General features: G+C 43.3%; 10 protein-coding genes. 8 read left to right on the top strand and 2 right to left on the bottom strand.

Translation table 11 applies throughout. From position 1 onward, the window contains the following. The first annotated feature begins 240 nt into the window (after positions 1 to 240). From WJR50_RS09865 to WJR50_RS09895, 7 genes are all read left to right on the top strand, one after another. Positions 241 to 1,545: a phenylacetate--CoA ligase family protein gene (locus WJR50_RS09865; protein ID WP_341293093.1), complete on the top strand. Its 1,305-nt coding sequence runs from the start codon at positions 241 to 243 to the stop codon at positions 1,543 to 1,545. A 105-nt stretch (positions 1,546 to 1,650) separates the two neighbouring features. Continuing rightward, on the top strand, positions 1,651 to 2,607 hold the full coding sequence (locus WJR50_RS09870; protein ID WP_341293094.1) for an NAD(P)-dependent oxidoreductase: 957 nt from the start codon (positions 1,651 to 1,653) through the stop codon (positions 2,605 to 2,607). A gap of 382 nt (positions 2,608 to 2,989) precedes the next feature. Then, positions 2,990 to 4,255: a sugar isomerase gene (locus WJR50_RS09875; protein WP_341293095.1), complete on the top strand. Its 1,266-nt coding sequence runs from the start codon at positions 2,990 to 2,992 to the stop codon at positions 4,253 to 4,255. A gap of 78 nt (positions 4,256 to 4,333) precedes the next feature. Next, on the top strand, positions 4,334 to 5,767 hold the full coding sequence (locus WJR50_RS09880) for an FGGY-family carbohydrate kinase (protein WP_341293096.1): 1,434 nt from the start codon (positions 4,334 to 4,336) through the stop codon (positions 5,765 to 5,767). A gap of 91 nt (positions 5,768 to 5,858) precedes the next feature. Next, positions 5,859 to 7,253 carry a purine-cytosine permease family protein gene (locus WJR50_RS09885; protein WP_341293097.1) on the top strand — a complete coding sequence of 465 codons (1,395 nt, stop codon included), beginning with the start codon at positions 5,859 to 5,861 and terminating at the stop codon, positions 7,251 to 7,253. Positions 7,254 to 7,585: 332 nt separating this feature from the next. After that, positions 7,586 to 9,709 (top strand): bifunctional aldolase/short-chain dehydrogenase, encoded by a 2,124-nt coding sequence (locus WJR50_RS09890; RefSeq protein WP_341293098.1) that lies wholly within the window; start codon positions 7,586 to 7,588, stop codon positions 9,707 to 9,709. Positions 9,710 to 9,800: 91 nt separating this feature from the next. Then, the gene (locus WJR50_RS09895; protein ID WP_341293099.1) at positions 9,801 to 12,179 is read left to right on the top strand and encodes a family 78 glycoside hydrolase catalytic domain; all 2,379 of its coding nucleotides are present in this window, start codon (positions 9,801 to 9,803) and stop codon (positions 12,177 to 12,179) included. A gap of 44 nt (positions 12,180 to 12,223) precedes the next feature. Here WJR50_RS09895 and WJR50_RS09900 read toward each other — a convergent pair whose 3' ends face one another. Beyond that, the gene (locus WJR50_RS09900; RefSeq protein ID WP_341293100.1) at positions 12,224 to 14,431 is read right to left on the bottom strand and encodes a hypothetical protein; all 2,208 of its coding nucleotides are present in this window, start codon (positions 14,429 to 14,431) and stop codon (positions 12,224 to 12,226) included. Between the two features lie 165 nt (positions 14,432 to 14,596). Then, the gene (locus tag WJR50_RS09905; protein ID WP_341293101.1) at positions 14,597 to 15,331 is read right to left on the bottom strand and encodes a hypothetical protein; all 735 of its coding nucleotides are present in this window, start codon (positions 15,329 to 15,331) and stop codon (positions 14,597 to 14,599) included. Between the two features lie 534 nt (positions 15,332 to 15,865). Here WJR50_RS09905 and WJR50_RS09910 point away from each other — a divergent pair. Then, complete coding sequence (locus tag WJR50_RS09910; protein WP_341293102.1) at positions 15,866 to 20,188, top strand: PAS domain S-box protein; 4,323 nt, start codon at positions 15,866 to 15,868, stop codon at positions 20,186 to 20,188. The last annotated feature ends 39 nt before the right edge of the window (positions 20,189 to 20,227 follow it).

Genomic DNA, 20,227 nt, shown 5'->3' on the forward strand with positions numbered 1-20,227 from the left:
ATATCAAATTTACTCTTTTTGTAGGGTTAACAAATCATCATTGTTCTCTGCAATATCTTTAATAGAGTTTAGATGTTGTACTGACAATTTACTTCGTTTGACCGTGATGCTAAATTGCTTTTCTTTGACCACTTCTCTTTTTGAATGGTAACCGTATTTTTTGTGTCCCTGAAAATCTGAAACCTACCTTTTCTTCGTAAGTGGCTAAACTATCAAACACAAATTAAATACGACCATTTTATGCTTTTCAGGCAGTTTATTGATAAACAACTTCGCTACAATTTTTATTTCTACAGAAGGTTAAGAGCCATTCAGGCGCAGGAAAATAAGACAGATAAAGACCTCCTGGAACTACAAAACCACAAATTTCTGACTTTACTCAAGAGAGCCTACCAATTTTCTCCATTTTACCGCAATTTGTACGACAGGTACGGAGTTAATATTGCCCAAATTCAGTCTGTCAAGGATATTGACTGCCTTCCTCAGATCAGTAAAACAGATGTGAGAGATCATATGGATCAGATTTTTATCGGAAGAAAATTTGACCGTATCTCTGCTTATACTAGCGGGACTACCGGAAACCCTACGCAAGTCTATCGTGACTATGCTTCAATTATTGAAGAAGGAGCTTACCAGTGGGCATACAGAATGAATCTAGGGCATGAGCCAGGTATGCGAACTGTAGTACTCAGGGGTAACCTGCACCGAAATCGTAAGGAACGATTCAATCGCTTCACCAATACTTTAGCGCTTTCCAGCTATCATCTCAATATTAAAAATGCGCAATGGTACTATCAAAAAATCAGTGATTTTAAGCCTAATGCAATTCTTGCTTATCCCAGCTCAGTAGAGAGTTTAGCCAATCTCTTTACATTGCTAGACCGGTCTTTATCCATTCCTTTTATTTTTACTTCTTCAGAGACTTTATACGGACATCAAAGAAGAAAAATTGAGGGAGTTTTCAATACAAAAATAGCGGATTGGTATGGTAATGCGGAAAGGACAATCGCGCTTAGACAAAGAGAGGATCACTTGTATGAGGAAATCCCAACCTATTCGGTCAACCGCTTTTATGAGGACTATGTATTGAGTACCAGTCTCATCAATAGCAGCTTTCCACTTATCAATTATAGAGTGGACGATACTATTCAAGTTCATCCCCAATCTTTAGCAAAAAAAAGAGGAAAAAGGTTAATCAGCCGCATACAGGGGCGTAGTGATGATATACTTGTACTTCCCGATGGTACCAGAATCGGGTTACTCTGGGGAGCATTTGATCGTATTCCTCACCTGCTTTTGGCTCAGATAGTTCAAAATGACATCACTAACTTTAAGGTAAATATTGTGGTGAGTAAAAAGTTTAGTCTTGAGGATGAACGTTTTCTGGAAGAAAAACTAAAAGAGTTTGTAGGGCATCAGGCCTTATTTACGATTCATAAAGTGGAAGAAAAGGATATCATCAAAAGTAAAGCAGGTAAATACAAATTGGTTGTCAATCAATTTCTTAAGAACGAAAACGCTCCTAATCAAGTGTTGGAAGTGTAGCAATAGCTAATTTGGGCACCCCATTTTTTACTGTGAATCTGCATATTTGCCCATTATGCCCTATATTGAGCTTTCCAAATTTTTATAAGCATAACACCAATTTTTATGGCTAAAATTCTCGTTTCATATCGTCTACCAGAAGCAGGCTTGCAGGTTCTTCGCGAAAAGCACACGCTGATTACTCCCGAAGGGCTTAAGTTTAGTAGGGAAGAAATCATGGAGCAAATAGGCGATTGTGATGCTCTGCTGGCTGCCAGCCTGAAAGTAGATCGCGGCATCATGGATAGAGGTAGTAAGCTGGGCATCATAGCCAACTACGGAGCAGGCGTTGACAAGATAGACTTAGCCTATGCAAAAGAGAAAGGCATAGTCGTAACCAACACACCTACAGCAGTAACTGAAGCCACGGCTGAACTGGCTTTTGGTCTTATTCATACTTTATTGCGCAGAATCAACGAATGCGATCGTCGTCTGCGTAATGACCCTGACTTTCTGTGGGGGATGATGCGGGAGCACATAGGGCATAGCCTTTATGGCAAAACCCTGGGTATAGTGGGACTGGGAAAAATCGGAAGAGCAGTGGCACGCAGGGCACTGGCAGCACGCATGAAAATTCTTTACCATAATCGTCGCCCTATATTCAATAAATTTGAACAGGAAAGTGGGGCCACTTACACTTCTCTGGAAGAACTCCTGCAACAGTCCGACATCGTATCCTTACACACACCACTTACGGATTCTACCCGTCATCTAATTGGACCTCATCAGTTGAGTATCATGAAAGACAGTGCTTTTCTGATTAATACGGCGCGTGGAGCAGTGGTAGATGAATCTGCCCTCATCAGTTATTTGCAGGAAGGAAAAATAGCGGGAGCGGCACTGGATGTGTTTGAACACGAACCCAAGATTCCGGAGGCTTTGCTGAAGATGGAAAACGTAGTGCTGGTGCCTCATATCGGCACCGAAACCATTGAGTCCCGTACCGAGATGGCTTTTGAAGCAGCCGAAAATCTTCTCCATTTCTTTGAGAGAGGCAAAGGATTGAACATAGTTAAATCTTAATCTCCAGATACTCAGGAAGATAGTTTGAAACATTGATTAGTAGGTGCTCAGTAGTAATAACTTCATTTATTTCTTTTGAGGGGTTTGTTATACTCTTTATATAATTCTTGATCTTTTAGTCATTGCTTTCCTCTTAGTGAAAGCATTTTTTTTTATTTATCTCAGAAGATTAAAAGGAAATGTTTAGGCAACACCTGCAAAAGAAGGTAACAAATTTGCGTTGTCAAAATTTTAAAATTTGAAATAAATTAACCAATTTAATTGCGCTATTCACGCTAATCAAGAGCTTTTTTGTGCTTTTTATAAGTCTGATTCAGGAAAGTGCAGGATGGGTTTTTGCCCGTCTTTCTCTAATTATCGGGCTTAAAGAATAAATTTTTGTATGCGCATTCAAACACAGACTATCCGAAAGTTCAACGAGCAGGAGCACGACTCACATCACAAAAAGTTGAGTGCCCTGCAGGCGAGTAAGGAAGCTCCTCAGCAATTAGAAAATATTATCCAGAAGCTCTCAGCCTTGCAAATTGCTATTCCTAGCTGGGCGCTGGGAACGGGTGGTACCCGATTTGGCCGCTTTGCCGGTGGAGGTGAGCCGCGCAGCCTGGAAGAAAAACTGGAAGATATAGGCTTGCTGCATGCGCTGAATGCCAACAGTGGAGCAGTTTCCCTGCATATCCCCTGGGACATTCCCGAAAATTATCAGGACATCAAAAGTCTGGCGGACGAACTAAACATCAAGTTTGATGCGGTAAACTCCAACACCTTTCAGGACCAGAAGCAACAGGAAAATTCTTATAAGTTTGGCTCACTGGCCCATAGCGAAAAGAAAGTAAGGCAGCAGGCGGTTCAGCACAATATTGAAGTAATTGAACATGGCGAAGCACTAGGCTCCAAGTCTATCACCGTATGGCTGGCTGATGGAAGTAATTTTCCTGGTCAGCAGAATTTCCGCAAAGCGTTTGAACGCACACTGGATTCTCTACAGCAAATTTATGCAACTCTCCCCGATGACTGGAAGATATTTGTGGAATATAAGCCTTACGAGCCTAATTTTTATAGTACGGTCATTCAGGACTGGGGCAGCTCACTATTGCTGGCTTCCAAATTAGGGCCAAAAGGATACTCCCTGGTTGACCTTGGTCACCACCTCCCCAATACCAATATTGAGCAGATTGTTAGCCGCCTGATGATGGAAGGTAAGCTGGGAGGTTTTCATTTCAATGATTCCAAGTACGGAGATGATGACCTTACAGTAGGCAGCATCAAACCTTATCAGTTATATCTAATTTTCATGGAACTGGTGGAAGGTATGGAAAAAAATGACTATGCCTGGATGATAGATGCCAGTCATAATGTGAAAGATCCTCTGGAAGATCTGCTACAGTCAGTAGAAGCTATCCTGATCGCTTATGCGCAGGCGCTGCTGGTAGACAGACAGGCTTTAGAGCAGGCGCGTGATGCCAATGACGTAGTGCTTTGTCAGGAGATCATACAGGATGCTTATCGTACTGATGTGCGTCCGCTGCTGGCTGAGGCCAGACTCAGAAAGGATGCAGCATTAAATCCGATGAAGCTTTTCAGGCAACTGAACGTACGAGAACAACTTATTGAAAGCAGAGGGAAAGAGACCGTAGCGACCGGCTTGTAAATATAAGGCAAGCATGAATGATACTACTAAAGCTTTGCCTGAGGGCAAGCATGCAACAACCTAAAACCATTATGCCCTATGTCAGAACCTGTGATTGCTATTTACGACATTGGCAAGACGAATAAGAAGCTTATTCTTTTTGACCGGCAATACCAGATCGTCCATGAAGAAATTCGCAAATTCAAAGAAATTACCGATGATGATGGTTATCCTGCCGAGGATCTGACGAGAGTGTGTCAGTGGGTGAAGAAAAGCTTCAAGGACATCAAAAAGCGGGACGACCTGGATATACAGGCCGTCAATGTCTCGGCTTATGGTGCCAGTCTGGTACACCTGGACGAAAAAGGCTTTCCGGCTACCCATCTCTACAATTACCTGAAGCCTTTCCCTGAAGACCTGGCCGATCAGTTCTATAGTAAGTATGGAGGGCGTGAGGAGTTTAGTATGCAAACTGCCTCTCCAGTGCTGGGTATGCTCAATTCAGGCCTGCAACTGTATTGGCTGAAGTATAAGAAACCTGAGCTATTTGCTACTATCAAGCGTACCCTCCACCTACCGCAGTTTTTTGCCTACCTTCTTCATAAAAAGCCATTCTCCGAAATCACCAGCATCGGTTGCCATACCGGCCTGTGGGACTTCAGAAATGACCGCAGCCATGACTGGGTATACGAAGAAAAGCTGACTTCTCTCTTCCCTCCTATGGTTTCTACTTACAGCTATAAAACACTGAGAAGTAAATTAAGGACAATTAAATGCGGGGTAGGAATTCATGATAGCTCGGCAGCTTTGGTGCCTTACCTGCAGGGTTTTCGCGACCCTTTTATGCTGATCTCTACAGGAACCTGGAATATTACACTCAATCCATTTAACCAGAGTCCTTTGACGAAAGAAGAGCTGAAAAGAGACTGTCTCAACTTTATGGACTTCCGGGGCGCGCCGGTAAAAGCTTCACGGGCATTCTTGGGCAAAGAGCATGACTATCAGGTACAGAGAATAGCTGCTCATTTTCATAAAGATGCAGACTACCATCATGGTATTGAGCTGGACAAAGAAATCCTGCTTGGTTTGTTAAGAAATAATCATGCGGAGACCAGAAAGTTTTATCCTCAGACCATGCAGGGCACTGGGCCTATGCCTGAATATACCGGCCCTGAAAATGACCTTTCTCTCTTCAAAAGCTTTGGAGAAGCCTACCACCAGCTGATGCTGGATATTGTGAACATACAAATCACATCGCTGAAACTGGCAAAAGGAGATACTGAGCCGGAAAAAATATTTGTGTCAGGAGGCTTCTGTAAAAACCAGTTGTTCTTACAGCTCCTGGCAAGCTATTATAAAGATGTAGCCATTTATGTAGCTGATCTGGATGGCGCTTCTGCGCTGGGCGCTGCGCTGGTGATGCATCGTCACTGGAACAGAGAGAGCAATGCAGATCATTTGTTCAGCCAATTTAAATTAATACCTCCGGTACCTTTGGAGGAACTGGATCAATACCAACTAGCAAGCAAGTAGTATAAAATGTTCATGAGCGGTTATGGCAAAACTTACTAGCCCCGCTTCGCATCAGCGGATTCACAATTTCGCTTAAAATGATGATTTACATATGAAAGAAAATACCGTTGTCAATAAGCTCAACAGCATTGAGGAATTTGAGCGCCAGCCTGTACCGGCATCCAAGCAAAAAGGATTACGCAGCTTTTTGGGAATGTATGCCGGTGAACACACTGCCGGAACAGAGTTTGTAATCGGGCCTCTTTTCGTAGTCCACGGAGTAAGTGTGGGTGCGCTTTTCGCCGGTTTGATTGTAGGTAATATTCTGGCGGTACTCAGCTGGGCTTTTATCTGTTCTCCTATCGCCACCAGTGTGCGGGAGACTTTATATTTCAAACTAGAAAAGATATGCGGACGTAATCTGGTGGCGATCTACAACCTGGTCAACGGTATGATGTTTTGTTTTCTGGCAGGATCCATGATTGCGGTATCCGCTACGGCAGTAGGTATACCTTTTGATATTGCGATGCCCGAACTAGGTGACTGGTTGCCGACGGGGCCGGGCTGGGTGATTACCGTATTTGCCGTAGGCGCAGTAATCACATTGATTGCCATGCTGGGTTATGAGCAGGTTTCCAAATTTGCCAACATAGCGGCGCCCTGGATGATTATGGTCTTTGTAGCGGCTGCTTTTGCTGCTATGCCTGAGTTGGGTATTCATTCATTGAGTGATTTCTGGGAGGTAGCCGATGAAAAAATCTGGACAGGAGTACCGGTGGAAGGGCAGAGCAAATTTACTTTCTGGCATGTGATGTTTTTTGCCTGGTTCTGTAATATGGCGATGCACATCGGCATGGCCGATATGTCTATCCTGCGTTATGCCAAAAAGTGGCAATATGGCTTCTCTTCAGCAGCAGGTATCTTCTTGGGGCACTTTGTAGCCTGGATAGCTTCAGGAATTTTATGTGCGGCAGCAGCAGGAGCAATAGCTCCCGGACCTATCGCTTATAATGCCGCAGGCGTAGCTGGAGCGATTTGCGTGATTGTAGCCGGATGGACTACCGCTAATCCTACTATTTACCGGGCGGGGCTCGCCATTCAGGGTATTATGCCTTCGGTAAAGCGATGGAAGGTAACGCTGGTAGTAGGCTTAGTGACTACCATTGCTGCCTGTTTCCCGGCGCTGGTAATGATGCTGCTGGATTTTGTGGCACTATACGGTCTGGTACTCATGCCTATGGGAGCTGTCATCTTTATTGACTTTTATATCTTACCTAAGCTTAACCTTCAGCAGGATTATGCACAAAAGGCAGGCCTTAACTTTTACTGGGCACCAGCATTTACCTGGTTTACCACACTGATTCTCTGCCTGGCATTGAACATGACTTCGGGTGTAGAAATCTTCTTCCTGGGGCTGCCCGGATGGTTTGTAGCCGCTGCCCTTTACATAGGTGCCAGCCGTTTTCTTCAACAAAAAAAGACTGTTAAATTACAGAGTGCCAAATGAGAAATTTGCTTAAACTACTTTCATTTATAGGGTTGTTGCTTACCCTTTTTCCGTCCATATTCTTCTTTTATGACTATATAACCGCTGATACACATAAGCTGCTTATGTTGATGGGTACCGTTCTGTGGTTTCTGACCGCACCATTCTGGATGAATAAGCCTGAAGAAGCAGGGACTTAGGAAATAAAAGTTGGAAGTAACCTTTAACCTCAAACCTTCAACTTTTAACTACTACCCTACAGGTAAGTACAGTATGGTTGGCAGTAAGCAGCTTCGTACCTTTATTATACACTTAAACTAGAATAAATAACCAGCACTTAACCAAATAAAGTAATGGAACAGGAAGTAAGCTCATTCAAGCATGTTAAATACCTTTGGGATCACGACAAAGCACGTGAACTTAAAGGAGATGAGGTGGCGCTTTTATTATATCGCTCCAATATACTAGGAGCAGACCTGCGCATCACCAATTATGGCGGAGGAAACACCAGCTGTAAAACCATAGAAAAAGATCCTTTAAGCGGTGAAGACAAGGAAATTATGTGGATTAAAGGTTCGGGCGGGGATATAGGCTCTTTGAAACGCAATGGCCTTGCCGGTTTATACGTAGACAGACTGCATGCGCTCAAAAACCGCTACCGCGGGCTGGAGTATGAAGATGAAATGGTAGGTTTCTTCTACCACTGTCTCTACGATCTGGATTCCAAAGCACCCAGTATAGATACACCGCTGCACGCTTTCCTTCCCTTCAAGCATATTGACCACCTGCACCCCGATGCTATCATCGCTATTGCGGCGGCTAAAGATGGAAAGAAAATCACCGAAGAGTTATTTGAAGGTCAACTGGGCTGGGTTGACTGGCAACGTCCCGGTTTTGATCTGGGCTTACAACTGGAAAAATGCCTGGAGGAAAATCCCGGTATCAAAGGGATTATGTTAGGTAGCCACGGACTGTTTACCTGGGGCGATAATGCCTACGACTGTTATATGAACAGCCTGGAGACTATAGAAAAAGCTTCTCGCTTTCTGGAAGAAAATTACGGAAAAGAAAGACCAGTATTTGGTGGCGCTAAAGTTGAGTCTCTACCTGCTGAGCAGCGTAAATCACAGGCAGCGCAACTGGCTCCTATGTTGAGAGGGTACTGCTCCAGCCATGCGGCTATGATTGGTCACTTTACTGACGACGAAAAAGTGTTAGAATATATCAATAGCAATGATCTTAGTAAGCTGGCGCCTATGGGAACGAGTTGCCCCGATCACTTCCTGCGTACCAAGATCAAGCCTTTGGTGTTGGATTTCTTACAGGCAGATACTGACCTGAACGATAAGGTAGCACTGAAAAAGCATATGGATGATGCATTTGATCAATACCGTAAAGAGTATGCGGAGTATTACGAAAAATGCAAGCATCCTGACAGCCCTGCCATGCGTGACCCTAACCCGGTAGTAATTCTGTGGCCAGGCGTGGGCATGTTTACTTATGCCAAAAACAAACAGACTGCCCGTGTAGCCAGCGAATTTTATATCAATGCCATCAACGTGATGCGTGGCTCTGAGGCAGTTTCTGAATATACTTCTTTGCCTACTCAGGAAGCTTTTAATATTGAGTACTGGCAGTTGGAGGAAGATAAGCTAAAGCGTATGCCTCCCGAAAAAGCTCTTTCTCGTAAGATTGCCCTGATTACGGGTAGTGGAGGAGGAATAGGAAAAGCAGTAGCGGATATCTTCATGCAACATGGAGCCTGTGTTGTACTTTCTGATATGAACGCTGAGCGTCTGGCAGAAAGCCAGAAAGAATTTGAAGCCAAATACGGTAAAGATGCGGTTTCTTCAGTACCTATGAATGTGACCAATGCTGAAGACATTGCTAAGGCTTATGGTGAGGCAGCCCTTCACTTTGGAGGAGTTGATATACTCGTAAACAATGCAGGTTTGTCTATCTCTAAGCCTTTGGAAACTACTACCGATCAGGACTGGGACATACAGCACAATGTAATGGTAAAAGGCCAGTTCAAAGCCAGTCAGGAAGGAGTGAAAATCATGCGTCAGCAAGGCATGGGCGGCGATATTATTAATATTGTCAGCAAAAATGCTTTGGTATCCGGTCCAAATAATGTAGCTTACGGTTCCGCTAAGGCAGCTCAGCTTCATATGTCCAGATTACTGGCGGCCGAGCTAGGAAAAGATAAAGTGCGGGTGAACGTAGTAAACCCTGACGCGGTAATTGAAGGTAGCAACATCTGGGCAAACGGATGGGCAGAAGGAAGGGCAAAAGCTTACGGAGTAAGCGTAGATGAATTGCCTGGTTTTTATGCCAAGCGTACCTTGCTGAATGAAACGATTAAACCAGAAGATATTGCTAACGCTGTTTTTGTATTGGTCGGCGGATTGCTAAAGAAAAGTACGGGTAATGTGCTCAATGTAGATGGAGGACTAGCCCAGGCATTCGTTCGCTAGATCACTGCTAAACTACCTAAACCGAAGCCACTGTCAAAAGCAGTGGCTTTCTTATATGCTATCTGCATACTACAACAACCTTCTTAAGCATATGAAAAAGCAACTTTATACTTTGCTCCTGTTATTTTTAAGTTCTGGCTTATTGGCTCAGTCTCCAGACATCAATCCTGAGCTTTTACGCCGTCAGTGGGATGCCTCCTGGATCACCCATCCTACCGCTCCACTTACTACCTATGGTGTTTTTCATTTTCGTAAAACTTTTGATCTGGCAAGCCAACCGGCCTCATTTGTGGTACATGCCTCAGCCGATAACCGTTACCGTCTTTTTGTAAATGGTCAGCCGGTGGGTTTTGGTCCCGCACGGGGCGATCTGCTGCACTGGCGCTATGAAACTTACGATATCGCCGAGTATCTACGGGCAGGTGAAAATGTGATTGCTGCCGTGGTCTGGAATTTCGGTGAGGATATGCCCGTAGCGCAGCATTCGTATTATACCGGCTTTATTCTACAGGGCAATACCGAAGCTGAGCATGTAATCAACACAGGTGTTGGAGAGTGGAAAGTAGTTAAAAATGAAGCTTATCAGCCGCTAACTCAGCGTGATTTTACTGTACTTGGCTACTATGCCGTAGGGGCTACCGATCATGTGGATGGAAACCAATACCCCTGGGGATGGGAAGAAGTAACCTATAATGATGATGACTGGCTAGAGCCCAGAAATCTAAAGCGAGGAGCACCTTACGGATTTCCTTATGGCTACGGCGATGGTGGCTATAACCTGATCCCCCGTAATATTCCAATGATGGAAGAATATGTAGAAAGGTTTAAAGAAATAGAACGCAGCGAAGGTAGTAACGCCCCGGATGAATTTATCCAAGGGGAAGAAAGCTGGACAATTCCTGCCAACACCAAAGCCAGCCTGCTGCTGGATCAGACCTATCTGGTAGCCGGATATCCTGAAATCACAGTAAGCGGAGGAGAAGGTAGCCAGATCAAAATTACCTATTCTGAAGCTTTGTATGATGAGAACCGGCATAAAGGAAATCGTAATGAGACAGAGGGAAAGAATATTATCGGCTACTACGACATCTTTGAAGCGGATGGTGGGGATGACAGGATATTTCGTCCGCTCTGGAACCGTACCTATCGCTATGTACTGCTGGAAGTAGAGACTGCTGGTGAAGCACTGGAAGTAGAGGATTTCTACGGTATCTATGCCAATTATCCTTTTGAAGAAAAAGCAATGTTCAGCACGAATGATGCTGTGACGGAAGATATCTGGGATGTTGGCTGGCGTACCGCTCGTCTCTGTGCTACCGAAACCTATATGGACTGCCCTTATTACGAGCAGCTGCAATATATCGGTGATACCCGTATACAGGCATTAATTTCTCTTTACGTTTCCGGTGATGATCGTTTGATGCGTAACTCTCTTATGCAGTTTGATCACTCTCGTGCGCCGGAAGGCATTACCATGAGCCGCTATCCTTCCGGTTTGGCGCAGTACATTCCGCCCTACGCTCTTTTCTGGGTTGCGATGGTGCATGATTACCATATGTACAGAGAAGATGAAGCCTTTATCAAAGAAATGCTGCCTGGAGTAGAATCTGTACTAACCTGGTTTGAAGATCAACTGAATGAAAATGATCTGCTGGGCGGTTTGCTCTGGTGGAACTATGCTGATGCGGTAGAAGGCTTCAGTCGCGGTACACCTCCCGGAGCGGAAGAAGGTAATTCTATTCTGCTCACCCTTCAGTTTATCTATGCGGCAGACTATGCTGTAGAGTTGTTTGAAGGATATGGTAAGCCCTATCTGGCGGATCATTACCGAGAGCTATCTGCCCGGATGAAAGAAGCAGTAATGGAACTGGGTTATGATGATAGCAGAAAGCTCATTGCCGAAACGCCGGAAAAAGATGCATTCAGCCAGCATACCAATATTATGGCGATTCTGACCGATACAGCTCCTGAAGAAATGCAGGAAGCCTTATTTGATGTGCTTGTCGCCGATACCAGTCTGGTACAGTGCAATATCTACTATCGCTTTTACCTGACACGTGCTGCCAACAAAGTGGGTAAGGCAGATTATTTCGTCAATAATATGGGGACCTGGACAGATATGCTGGAACAGGGTCTGACAACTTTTGCGGAGCATGAAGACAATACCCGCTCCGATTGTCATGCCTGGAGTGCCAGCCCCAACTATGAATTTTTAGCCACTGTGGCAGGGATTATGCCCAGCAGTCCGCACTATGCTTCGGTACAGATTGCCCCGGCTTTAGGCTACCTGGAAGAAGTTTCCGGAAGTACGCCTCACCCGCTGGGTATGATAGAGGTAGCGCTAGAGCGTAAGGGCAAAGAAGGAATCCGGGGAACAGTAAGTCTTCCTCAGGGATTGAACGGCACATTTGTATGGAATGGTAAAACTATCATTCTTAAAGGAGGGGAACAGGAAGTTGACCTTCCTTAAGATACATCAATCTTCTTAGTGTAATATGGCTGATGTTGCCAAAGCTATTGCTCAGTGATTTCTATTTCATAATAAATTGTCTTGTACTGCTTACCATCCAGACTGATCTGGCCATCTTCCACCATAAAAGATTGGCCGGTTCGGCTACCCACATGGTCCAGCACATGTACTCTGGCAGACTTTCGTTTTCTTAATTCCAACCGCAGGTTTACCGGCTCCAGCAGTACAGGTGAATTACCTACTTCCCGTAACTTTTTTCCATCTGCACTATAGCGCATGCCGGTGTTTCTACTGCGGGCCAGCGTGCTAAGTAACAGGCGGTCTGCATCAGCAATATTGTCTTTTGGGTTCAGGCTGCTTAGGATTATGACAGCAAACGGATTATCCGTACTGATATTTATGTCTTCCAATACATGATTTTTATCCTGGGCAAAACCTACTACCCCTTGTGTACCCGGCGTATTGATCGTAAAATATTTTTGCTCTCCATAAGACCAGCTAAGCTGAGCTGTATTAGACTGTATCATTTGCTTTTCGCGGTCCCAGTAAGCCTGATAGTTGGAGGAGGATGCTCCGGCTTCAGATTCTGTAAAATTTACGGCTACTTTGCCTACTGCCAAGGCTTCAGAAGGTACATCGCCTGTAAAACTTTTGACGTCATAAGCCTGCTCTACCTCCTGTCGGAAGCCTACTTCTCCGCTTTTGAGTTGTTCAAGCTGAACGTTGAGTACTGCCGCTAGTGCGCCTTCCTGTACATCCTTTCGGTAAATCATATTGGCTAAGGCAGGAAAAAGACCCATCTGCGAAATAGCATCCGTATTGTATACCCCATGTCCTCTTGCCTGTACTGTGCTGCTGATACGAGGCTCATTGGAAGCAAAGGAGTAAGATGCATCCCAGCCTTGCAATCCCATACCATAAGCAGCGATGAGAGGTGAAGCTTCAGCTGTCCACTCGTTGGGAAGAAGGCTCATCCATTCGGAAAAAGCAAAAGGGCGGTCCATGACCTGCTGCATACCAGTACTCAGCAGTCCCGAGCCGGGCTCAGTGAGCATAGGTTGGTAACGCACCTCTCCTTCATGCAACTGGTGGCCACTTCCTCCGCCAAAATAATTATGCCGGTCTATAAACCCGGTTTGATAGTCAGCATGGAGGTTGAGAAAATGGGTGAATCCGCTACCAGCCTGCCAACAGGAAGCCACAATAGGTCCTCTGTAGCCAGTTTCCCGTATTGCTTCCACAAAACGCTTGTAAAATCGTAGTTGTGTTTCATAAAGAAAGCTTGCCCGGTCCTGCACATGCTGAGGTATAGATTTGCCGGATTCTTTTGCTTCAGCAAAGTAGGTATCAAACCATGCATGATTAGGCTTGGGGTAAAGATTACTTTTGTTAAGGTGCGCACTATCACTGAGTAATCCGTCACCCTCCCAGGCTTCCATAAGTTGCTCATGCGAACCATATTTTGCTCTCAGCCAGTCGCTAAACTGCTGGCAGAGCAATGCTCTGTAAGTAGGGGTTTGTTCAAGCGTACGCTCTATAGCTCCCCAGAAAATATTGTCTTCATTTTGCAGTTCAATAAAATTAAGTGCCGGGTCATCAGCATAGCGCAGGCCGGTATGAGGATTGGTATGTTCCAGCATGTTTACAGTGAGCGCTATATTGAGCTGCTGAAGATCAGGAGCAAAATTAACCAGCCCGGAAGTAGCGGCATTCAGGTGAGACCAGGGAAGCTCAACTGCTGCAATCTCCTCGTAAGCCAGCAGACGGCTGCTATCCCCTGCCTTGGGTTTGTGTCCGTAAATATGCGACCATCCATAGTAAATACCCTTCTCCCTCAACAAATAGCTAAACTCATCCAGCCGGGCGAACATAGCTGTATCCAGTTGGGTAGAGGTTTCTCCTTTAAGCGCGTGACTGCTGAACTTATGAAAGCGCACGGCATTTACACCGTATTTAGCCAGGTATTCAACCCACTGTTTTGCTTCATTGGCCTCTACATACGGTCTGCTACTGGCTATATTCACTCCCCAGAATTTGACCGGCGTACCATCTTCAAAAATAAAGTCTCCTCCCACACTTTGTACAAAACCGTGTTTGCCTGCCGGGGCATCCAGCCAGTGGCTCATGTCAATCGTACTTTCAGAAAAATCATCAGTTGTCTGGAGGGGAAACCAGTCTGCTGTATTGGTCTGAGCAATGGCAGCAGTGTAAGCCAGTGAGAAAAGTGAGGAAAAAATACTTTTCCAGATCATAGATATTTGTGTTTGCTCCATCAATTAAGTCATTCTAGAATAGCCTCCCATCCTGTGCCTTCTTGAAGGCGGTAATTGGGTAGAAACAATAACTGAAGACTGAATTCTTCTTTTCACTTTCTAAGCTCAGCTCTATAAGCTGAAAACCAGTTCCCTAAGTTAAGACTAAGCCACCTGATCCTTATCCTTTTTCTGCTTTTCAGCAATCATCTGGCTGATGTACGGATCGTTCATGAGCGCTTCCAGGTAAGAGCAGGAACCCATAATCTCTATATGATTTTGATAAATCAGCATGTCAATTGTACATCGGTCCGGTGCGAAACAGTAGGCATAAAGGTAGCCCAGGGGATTACCAAGTTTATACTCCAGGTGATACTTATCTTTGAAATTCATTTCAAAAACAGAGTCTCTTAAACTGTTTTGAATAACATTAAGTGACTTTTGTCTCTGTTCATGTAGGTCAATAAAGAGCGTATAAGATTGAGGAATATTAGCCACCAAAGTCAGGAAGACCGGAACCACAGAGAGTTGTATATACACGCTGAGCGGATAGGTTTCAAAAAAAGAGATCAGGACGATCAGCAGAAGGCAAAAGATACTACTGAAGAAAAATACCCTGATAAGGCGGACAAAGTAAGAAGTATTTTCACCTTGATTGACCTTGGTGAGCAATAGCTTTTTGTGTTTTGCTTTCTTTCGGATGTTAAGCTCAAGTAATATTTCATAAGCAGAAACTGCCAGACCTGCCAGTGTGCCAAATACCAAGGTGTGAAAAAGTACCGAAGGATAGCAGCTTCCTTGCTGCAACACATCTGCCAAGGCAAGGTCTACCAGCAGGATGATTCCTGCAGCTAGCAGTAAATTACGAATTACGATTTGTACATAGTTAATGCTGGACATGATATTGATAAAAAAGACGAAAAACCGGAAAGTATTATTACTTAATTTTTCCGAGAAATTCAACCAAAGAGAATGATTAAGGAGGCTTTGATATTGTGCTTTCACAAGCCTTCTGTTACCTACAGGTTAGAAATAAAAGGTATGTAATAACTCTTTAGTAGTACTTAAAATAATATTATGTCATATTGGGAAAAGGTGACTAACTTTTTTGGTAGGATATAGCAGGAGCGTTAGCTTATAAAAATAGCAGTTTAATATTCTTATAAGTTGGGTAATAACAATCATCTTCCTTCTGTATAATTACTAGGTATACCATCAAGCGCGTTTTTTGAAGAAAAATTAATATAAGGCTCTCTCCCCACAGAGAGCTAATGTAAAGGTTAAGATACAAATATTACTGTACTTAAGTACAATGCTTATGTCACTACATCAATTAGGAGGTTAAAAGGGGTAAAATCATATTGTTTTTATTCACAACCCAATGTATTTTACTATATTTTGTGAAAAAAAGTAAACGACCTCAACCACTTTTTCATGCCAGATTCTCCAAAATTAATAAATACCTGTTTGAATGCTATTGATTCAGGTATTTGTGTGATAGATCAAGATGGAACTATTCAACTTGCCAACGAGCCATTTGCCAGTATATGTGGACTCAGTCTTGACAAAATAGGAGGAAATACTTATAAGATGATTTTGCCTAAAACTGAAGAGGTTGCAGCATTAATTGAAGAGTTAATCAAAGGTACAAGCAACGAGCTTAGAGAGTGTAAAGCCTGGTGGAATAAGCCGGAGGATTTTAAGTTTATCACAGGATATGCAGTAGACACTGAGGGAAACTTTGGGAAAGGTAGAGCTATTTTTTTAAAAGAGATAAGTGAAGAGGTAAAAAGAAGAGGTCAGTTGCAATACCAGGCAGCCATACTGAATAGTGTACAGGATAGCATAATTGTTACTGATGAATCAGGAATCATTACTTATTGGAATCAAGCAGCTACAGAGCTTTTTGGCTACAGGGAGCAAGATATGATGGGGAGTCATATGCATACACTTAACCCTGATTTTAATGTGGAGGGGTTTGTTAGCCGGGCAAAAAATAATAAGGATTACTTTCAGCGGTTTGATTGGAAGTATACCCGCAAAGACAAAAAAGAGGTTTGGATAGATGTAAAGCTCAGCCCACTGTTTGAGGAAAGCGGTGTTGATATCAAAGGTATCATCGGGGTATCCAAAGAGATTACTCAGAAGAAAAAGCAGGAGCAGGAGTTACACCGTCTGAATAGGGAGTTAGTCTCCTTAATTGACTCCCAGACCAACTTTCTGGCAAGAGTTGATCTTGAAGGGCATTACACCTTTGTAAATAAGTATTTTTTGGAAAGCTTTGGTTACGACGAAAACATTATAGGGAAGCATTTTTCTTCAGAGATTCATCCGGATGATATAGAGAAGTGTGAAGAGGAGATTAATAAGTGTATCGTTCATCCTGGAGTTGCAGTACCTATTGAGATACGAAGACCTAAGGGAGATGGATCTTATATTACCAATTACTGGGAGTTTATAGGAATTACCAACGAAGAAGGAGAAGTGGTAGAATTGCAGGGCATAGGATATGATGTCACTGAGCGCAAAGAAGCAGAAGACAAAATTCGTTATTTGATAGCTTTTAATGATTTGTTGCTTGAGATCTCCAATGGACTTGTCAACTTAAATTATCAAGAGCTGGGGGATAGAGTAGTGGAAGCATTGGGTGATGTGGCTGAGTTTAGCGGTTTTGATAGAGCTCTCATGTATCTCTTTAATGAAGATACCTCAGAAAGTGAAATGCAGTACGAATATTGTGCAGAAGGAATCCCTCCATCGCCGCCGGAAACGTACAAATATCCTGCAGGTCCTTTTGCCTGGTGGAAGGAAAAAATACTGAATCTGGAGGCTGTAGAAATCTCTGATAAAAAAGGCTTGCCGGCAGAAGCGGAAAGCACCTTGCACGAGATGAAGACTTATGGAGTAAACGCTATGATTAATGTGCCGGTAGCCTATGAACAGGAAGTAATGGGTTTTTTGGTCTTTCTTTCCTTAAAAAAAGACAAAAGCTGGGATGATGATACAATCAAGTTACTCAAACTGTTGGGAGCTATTCTTGCCAATACACTATATCGTACTAAAACTTTTCAGGAGCTTGAGGAAAGCCGTAATCGCTATAGACTGTTGTCAGATAATGTGAGCGATATGCTGGTCAAGCATGACCCCGATTCTACGGTTACTTTCGTTACTCCTTCCAGTAAAGAAATGCTCGGATACCAGCCCGAAGAGCTAGTCGGACAGTCCTTTGCAGACTTTGTATACCCTGAAGACCATTCGGAGGTGGCAAATCATGTACAGGAAGCGCTGGAGGGTAAGCACATAAGGTTTGTTATCCGCCTGAAAAAGAAAAGTGGCGAGTACATCTGGGTAGAAGCCAGTGCCAGAGCTTTCCAGGATAAGAATAGCGTTGAGCTGATTGCTGTAATACGTGATATTAATATTCAAAAGCAGATTGAGATAGAAAAGGAAGAGCTTTTCAAGGAAACTCATGCCCTGAATGAAGAACTAAGGGCCAGCGAAGAAGAATTGAGGCAAACTTTAGACAAAACAGTAGAACTCAATGAGTTGCTTACCACTAATGAGCGAAAGTTTAAAGGGCTTATTGAAAAAAGCTTTGATGGTATTGTGGTTTATGGACATGATGCCAGTATCAAATACATTTCTCCTTCCACTACCCAGATTATTGGTTATGAGCAGGAGGAGGCCTTAAAGATGACAGGAAGAGATCTTATTTATCCTGAAGATTTGCCAGCGGCAGATGAAAAAATGGCTAATCTGATGCAAAAGCCCGGTGAGCGTGTATCTTTTGAAGTGCGCAGCGTCCGTAAAGACGGAAAAGTAATATGGATAGAAACCCATATCACCAACTTGCTGGAAGATAGTGCTATACAAGGCCTGGTGGCTAACTTCAGGGACATTACCGAGCGTAAGAAAGCTGCAATTGAACTGGAAGAAATACGCACATCCCTAAGCATGGCCCAAAAAATAGCTAAAGTGGGAAGCTGGGAACTTGAGTTAGCCAGTATGAAAGCCTATATGTCAGATGAGTTTTATAATATCCTTGGCATACAAAAAGAAAACCGCCCCTCTCCATTACACTTTCTTGAATATGTACACCCTAATGATAAAGAAAGGATAAGAGCAGCAACCGAACTGATGCTAAAGGAACAGAAAATTACTGATCTGGAATACAGAATCATTGATAAAAAAGGACATATCAAGCATGTACGTGGGCAAAGCCGGCTAATTACTAATGAGCAGGGTAAGGTCATAAAAGTATTAGGTACCATTCAGGATATTACTACAGAGACCGAATTAGAACATTTACTTAATGAGACAAGTAGACTGGCCAAAGTCGGAGGGTGGGAAGTTAATATGATTACCAATGAACTCGTTTGGACCGAAGAAACCTATGCTCTGCACGAAATACCTTACGGTCAGGAGCTAAATGTGGAAGAAGCAATAGAGTTTTATCATCCGGAAGATCGTCCAACGCTGGAAGAAGCGCTCAGCAAAATGATGACAAAGGGGGTCAAGTATGACTTAGAGCTGCGCCTTATTACAGCCAAAGGAAATCTAAAATGGATACGTACTACGGGTGGCATTGTGACTGAAGTAAATGGTAAGGTAATCAAAATCAGAGGTTCTATTCAGGATATTACTGAGCGAAAACTAAGAGAAGATGAAGTGAAAAAGTATTCCGAACGTCTTAGCCTGGCTACGGAGTCAGCCCAGATTGGTGTATGGGATTTAGATATTCAAAATGATATCCTTCGCTGGGATAGACAAACCTGTAAAATATTTGGAGTTAGTGAGCAGCAGTCACAAGGTACAATAGAGGAACTGAGGATGCTCCTGTACCCCGAAGACATGGGTAAAATTCCTAAAATTGAGGCCCTCAAATCTATAAAAAGAGATAATATCAACATACAGTTCAGAATTATCAAAGCAGATAGCAAAGAGGTCAGACATATACGGTCTTCTGCCAAGATACTTTTTGATAATGGACACAATGCTGTACGTATGATTGGAATCCATTCGGATATCACTGCACTTAAGGAAAATGAGGAGCGTCTGCAAAAGAATAATGAAGAGCTTCGCAAAACCAATACGGAACTGGATCACTTTGTTTACAGCACTTCACACAACCTCCGCGCCCCACTGACTTCGGTAATGGGAATAATAGACATATTACGTGAAGTCAAGTCAGAAGAAGAAAAAGAACAGTTTATTGATCTGATCAAGAAAAGTATTTACAAACTGGATGAGACAATACAGGAAATCAACGATTATTCTAAAAACTCCCGGGTAGAAGTGCAGAAAGTACCGATAGATTTCAGGCAGATGATTAACAATATCGCAGAAAGCCTGTCCTTCATGGAGAATGCACGTAAGATGAAGCTGGACCTTAAAGTTCCGGAGGAGCTTGCGTTTTATTCTGACTTAGGTCGGCTCAAAATTATATTCAATAATTTACTTTCTAATGCTATCAAATATACCAATCCTGCGGAAGAGAGTCCTTTTATTTCGGTAAGCATAGCGAGCGTAGAAAATGGTGTGTCAATACAAATAAAAGATAATGGAATAGGTATCAAGAAGGAATACCTGGATAAGATATTTGATATGTTTTTTCGTGCTACCAACCGATCAAGTGGTTCGGGTTTAGGGTTATACATTGTGAAGGAGGCAGTAGAAAAATTAGGAGGAGAAATCAATGTAAAATCAGCCCCTGGTGAAGGGACTGATTTTATAATCCAACTTCCAAACTTAAAGTGAAAAGGGAACCGTACCCCTACTCACACGAGTAGTGATACG

It is taken from the genome of Catalinimonas locisalis, assembly GCF_038039535.1.
Taxonomy (GTDB): Bacteria; Bacteroidota; Bacteroidia; order Cytophagales; family Cyclobacteriaceae; genus Catalinimonas.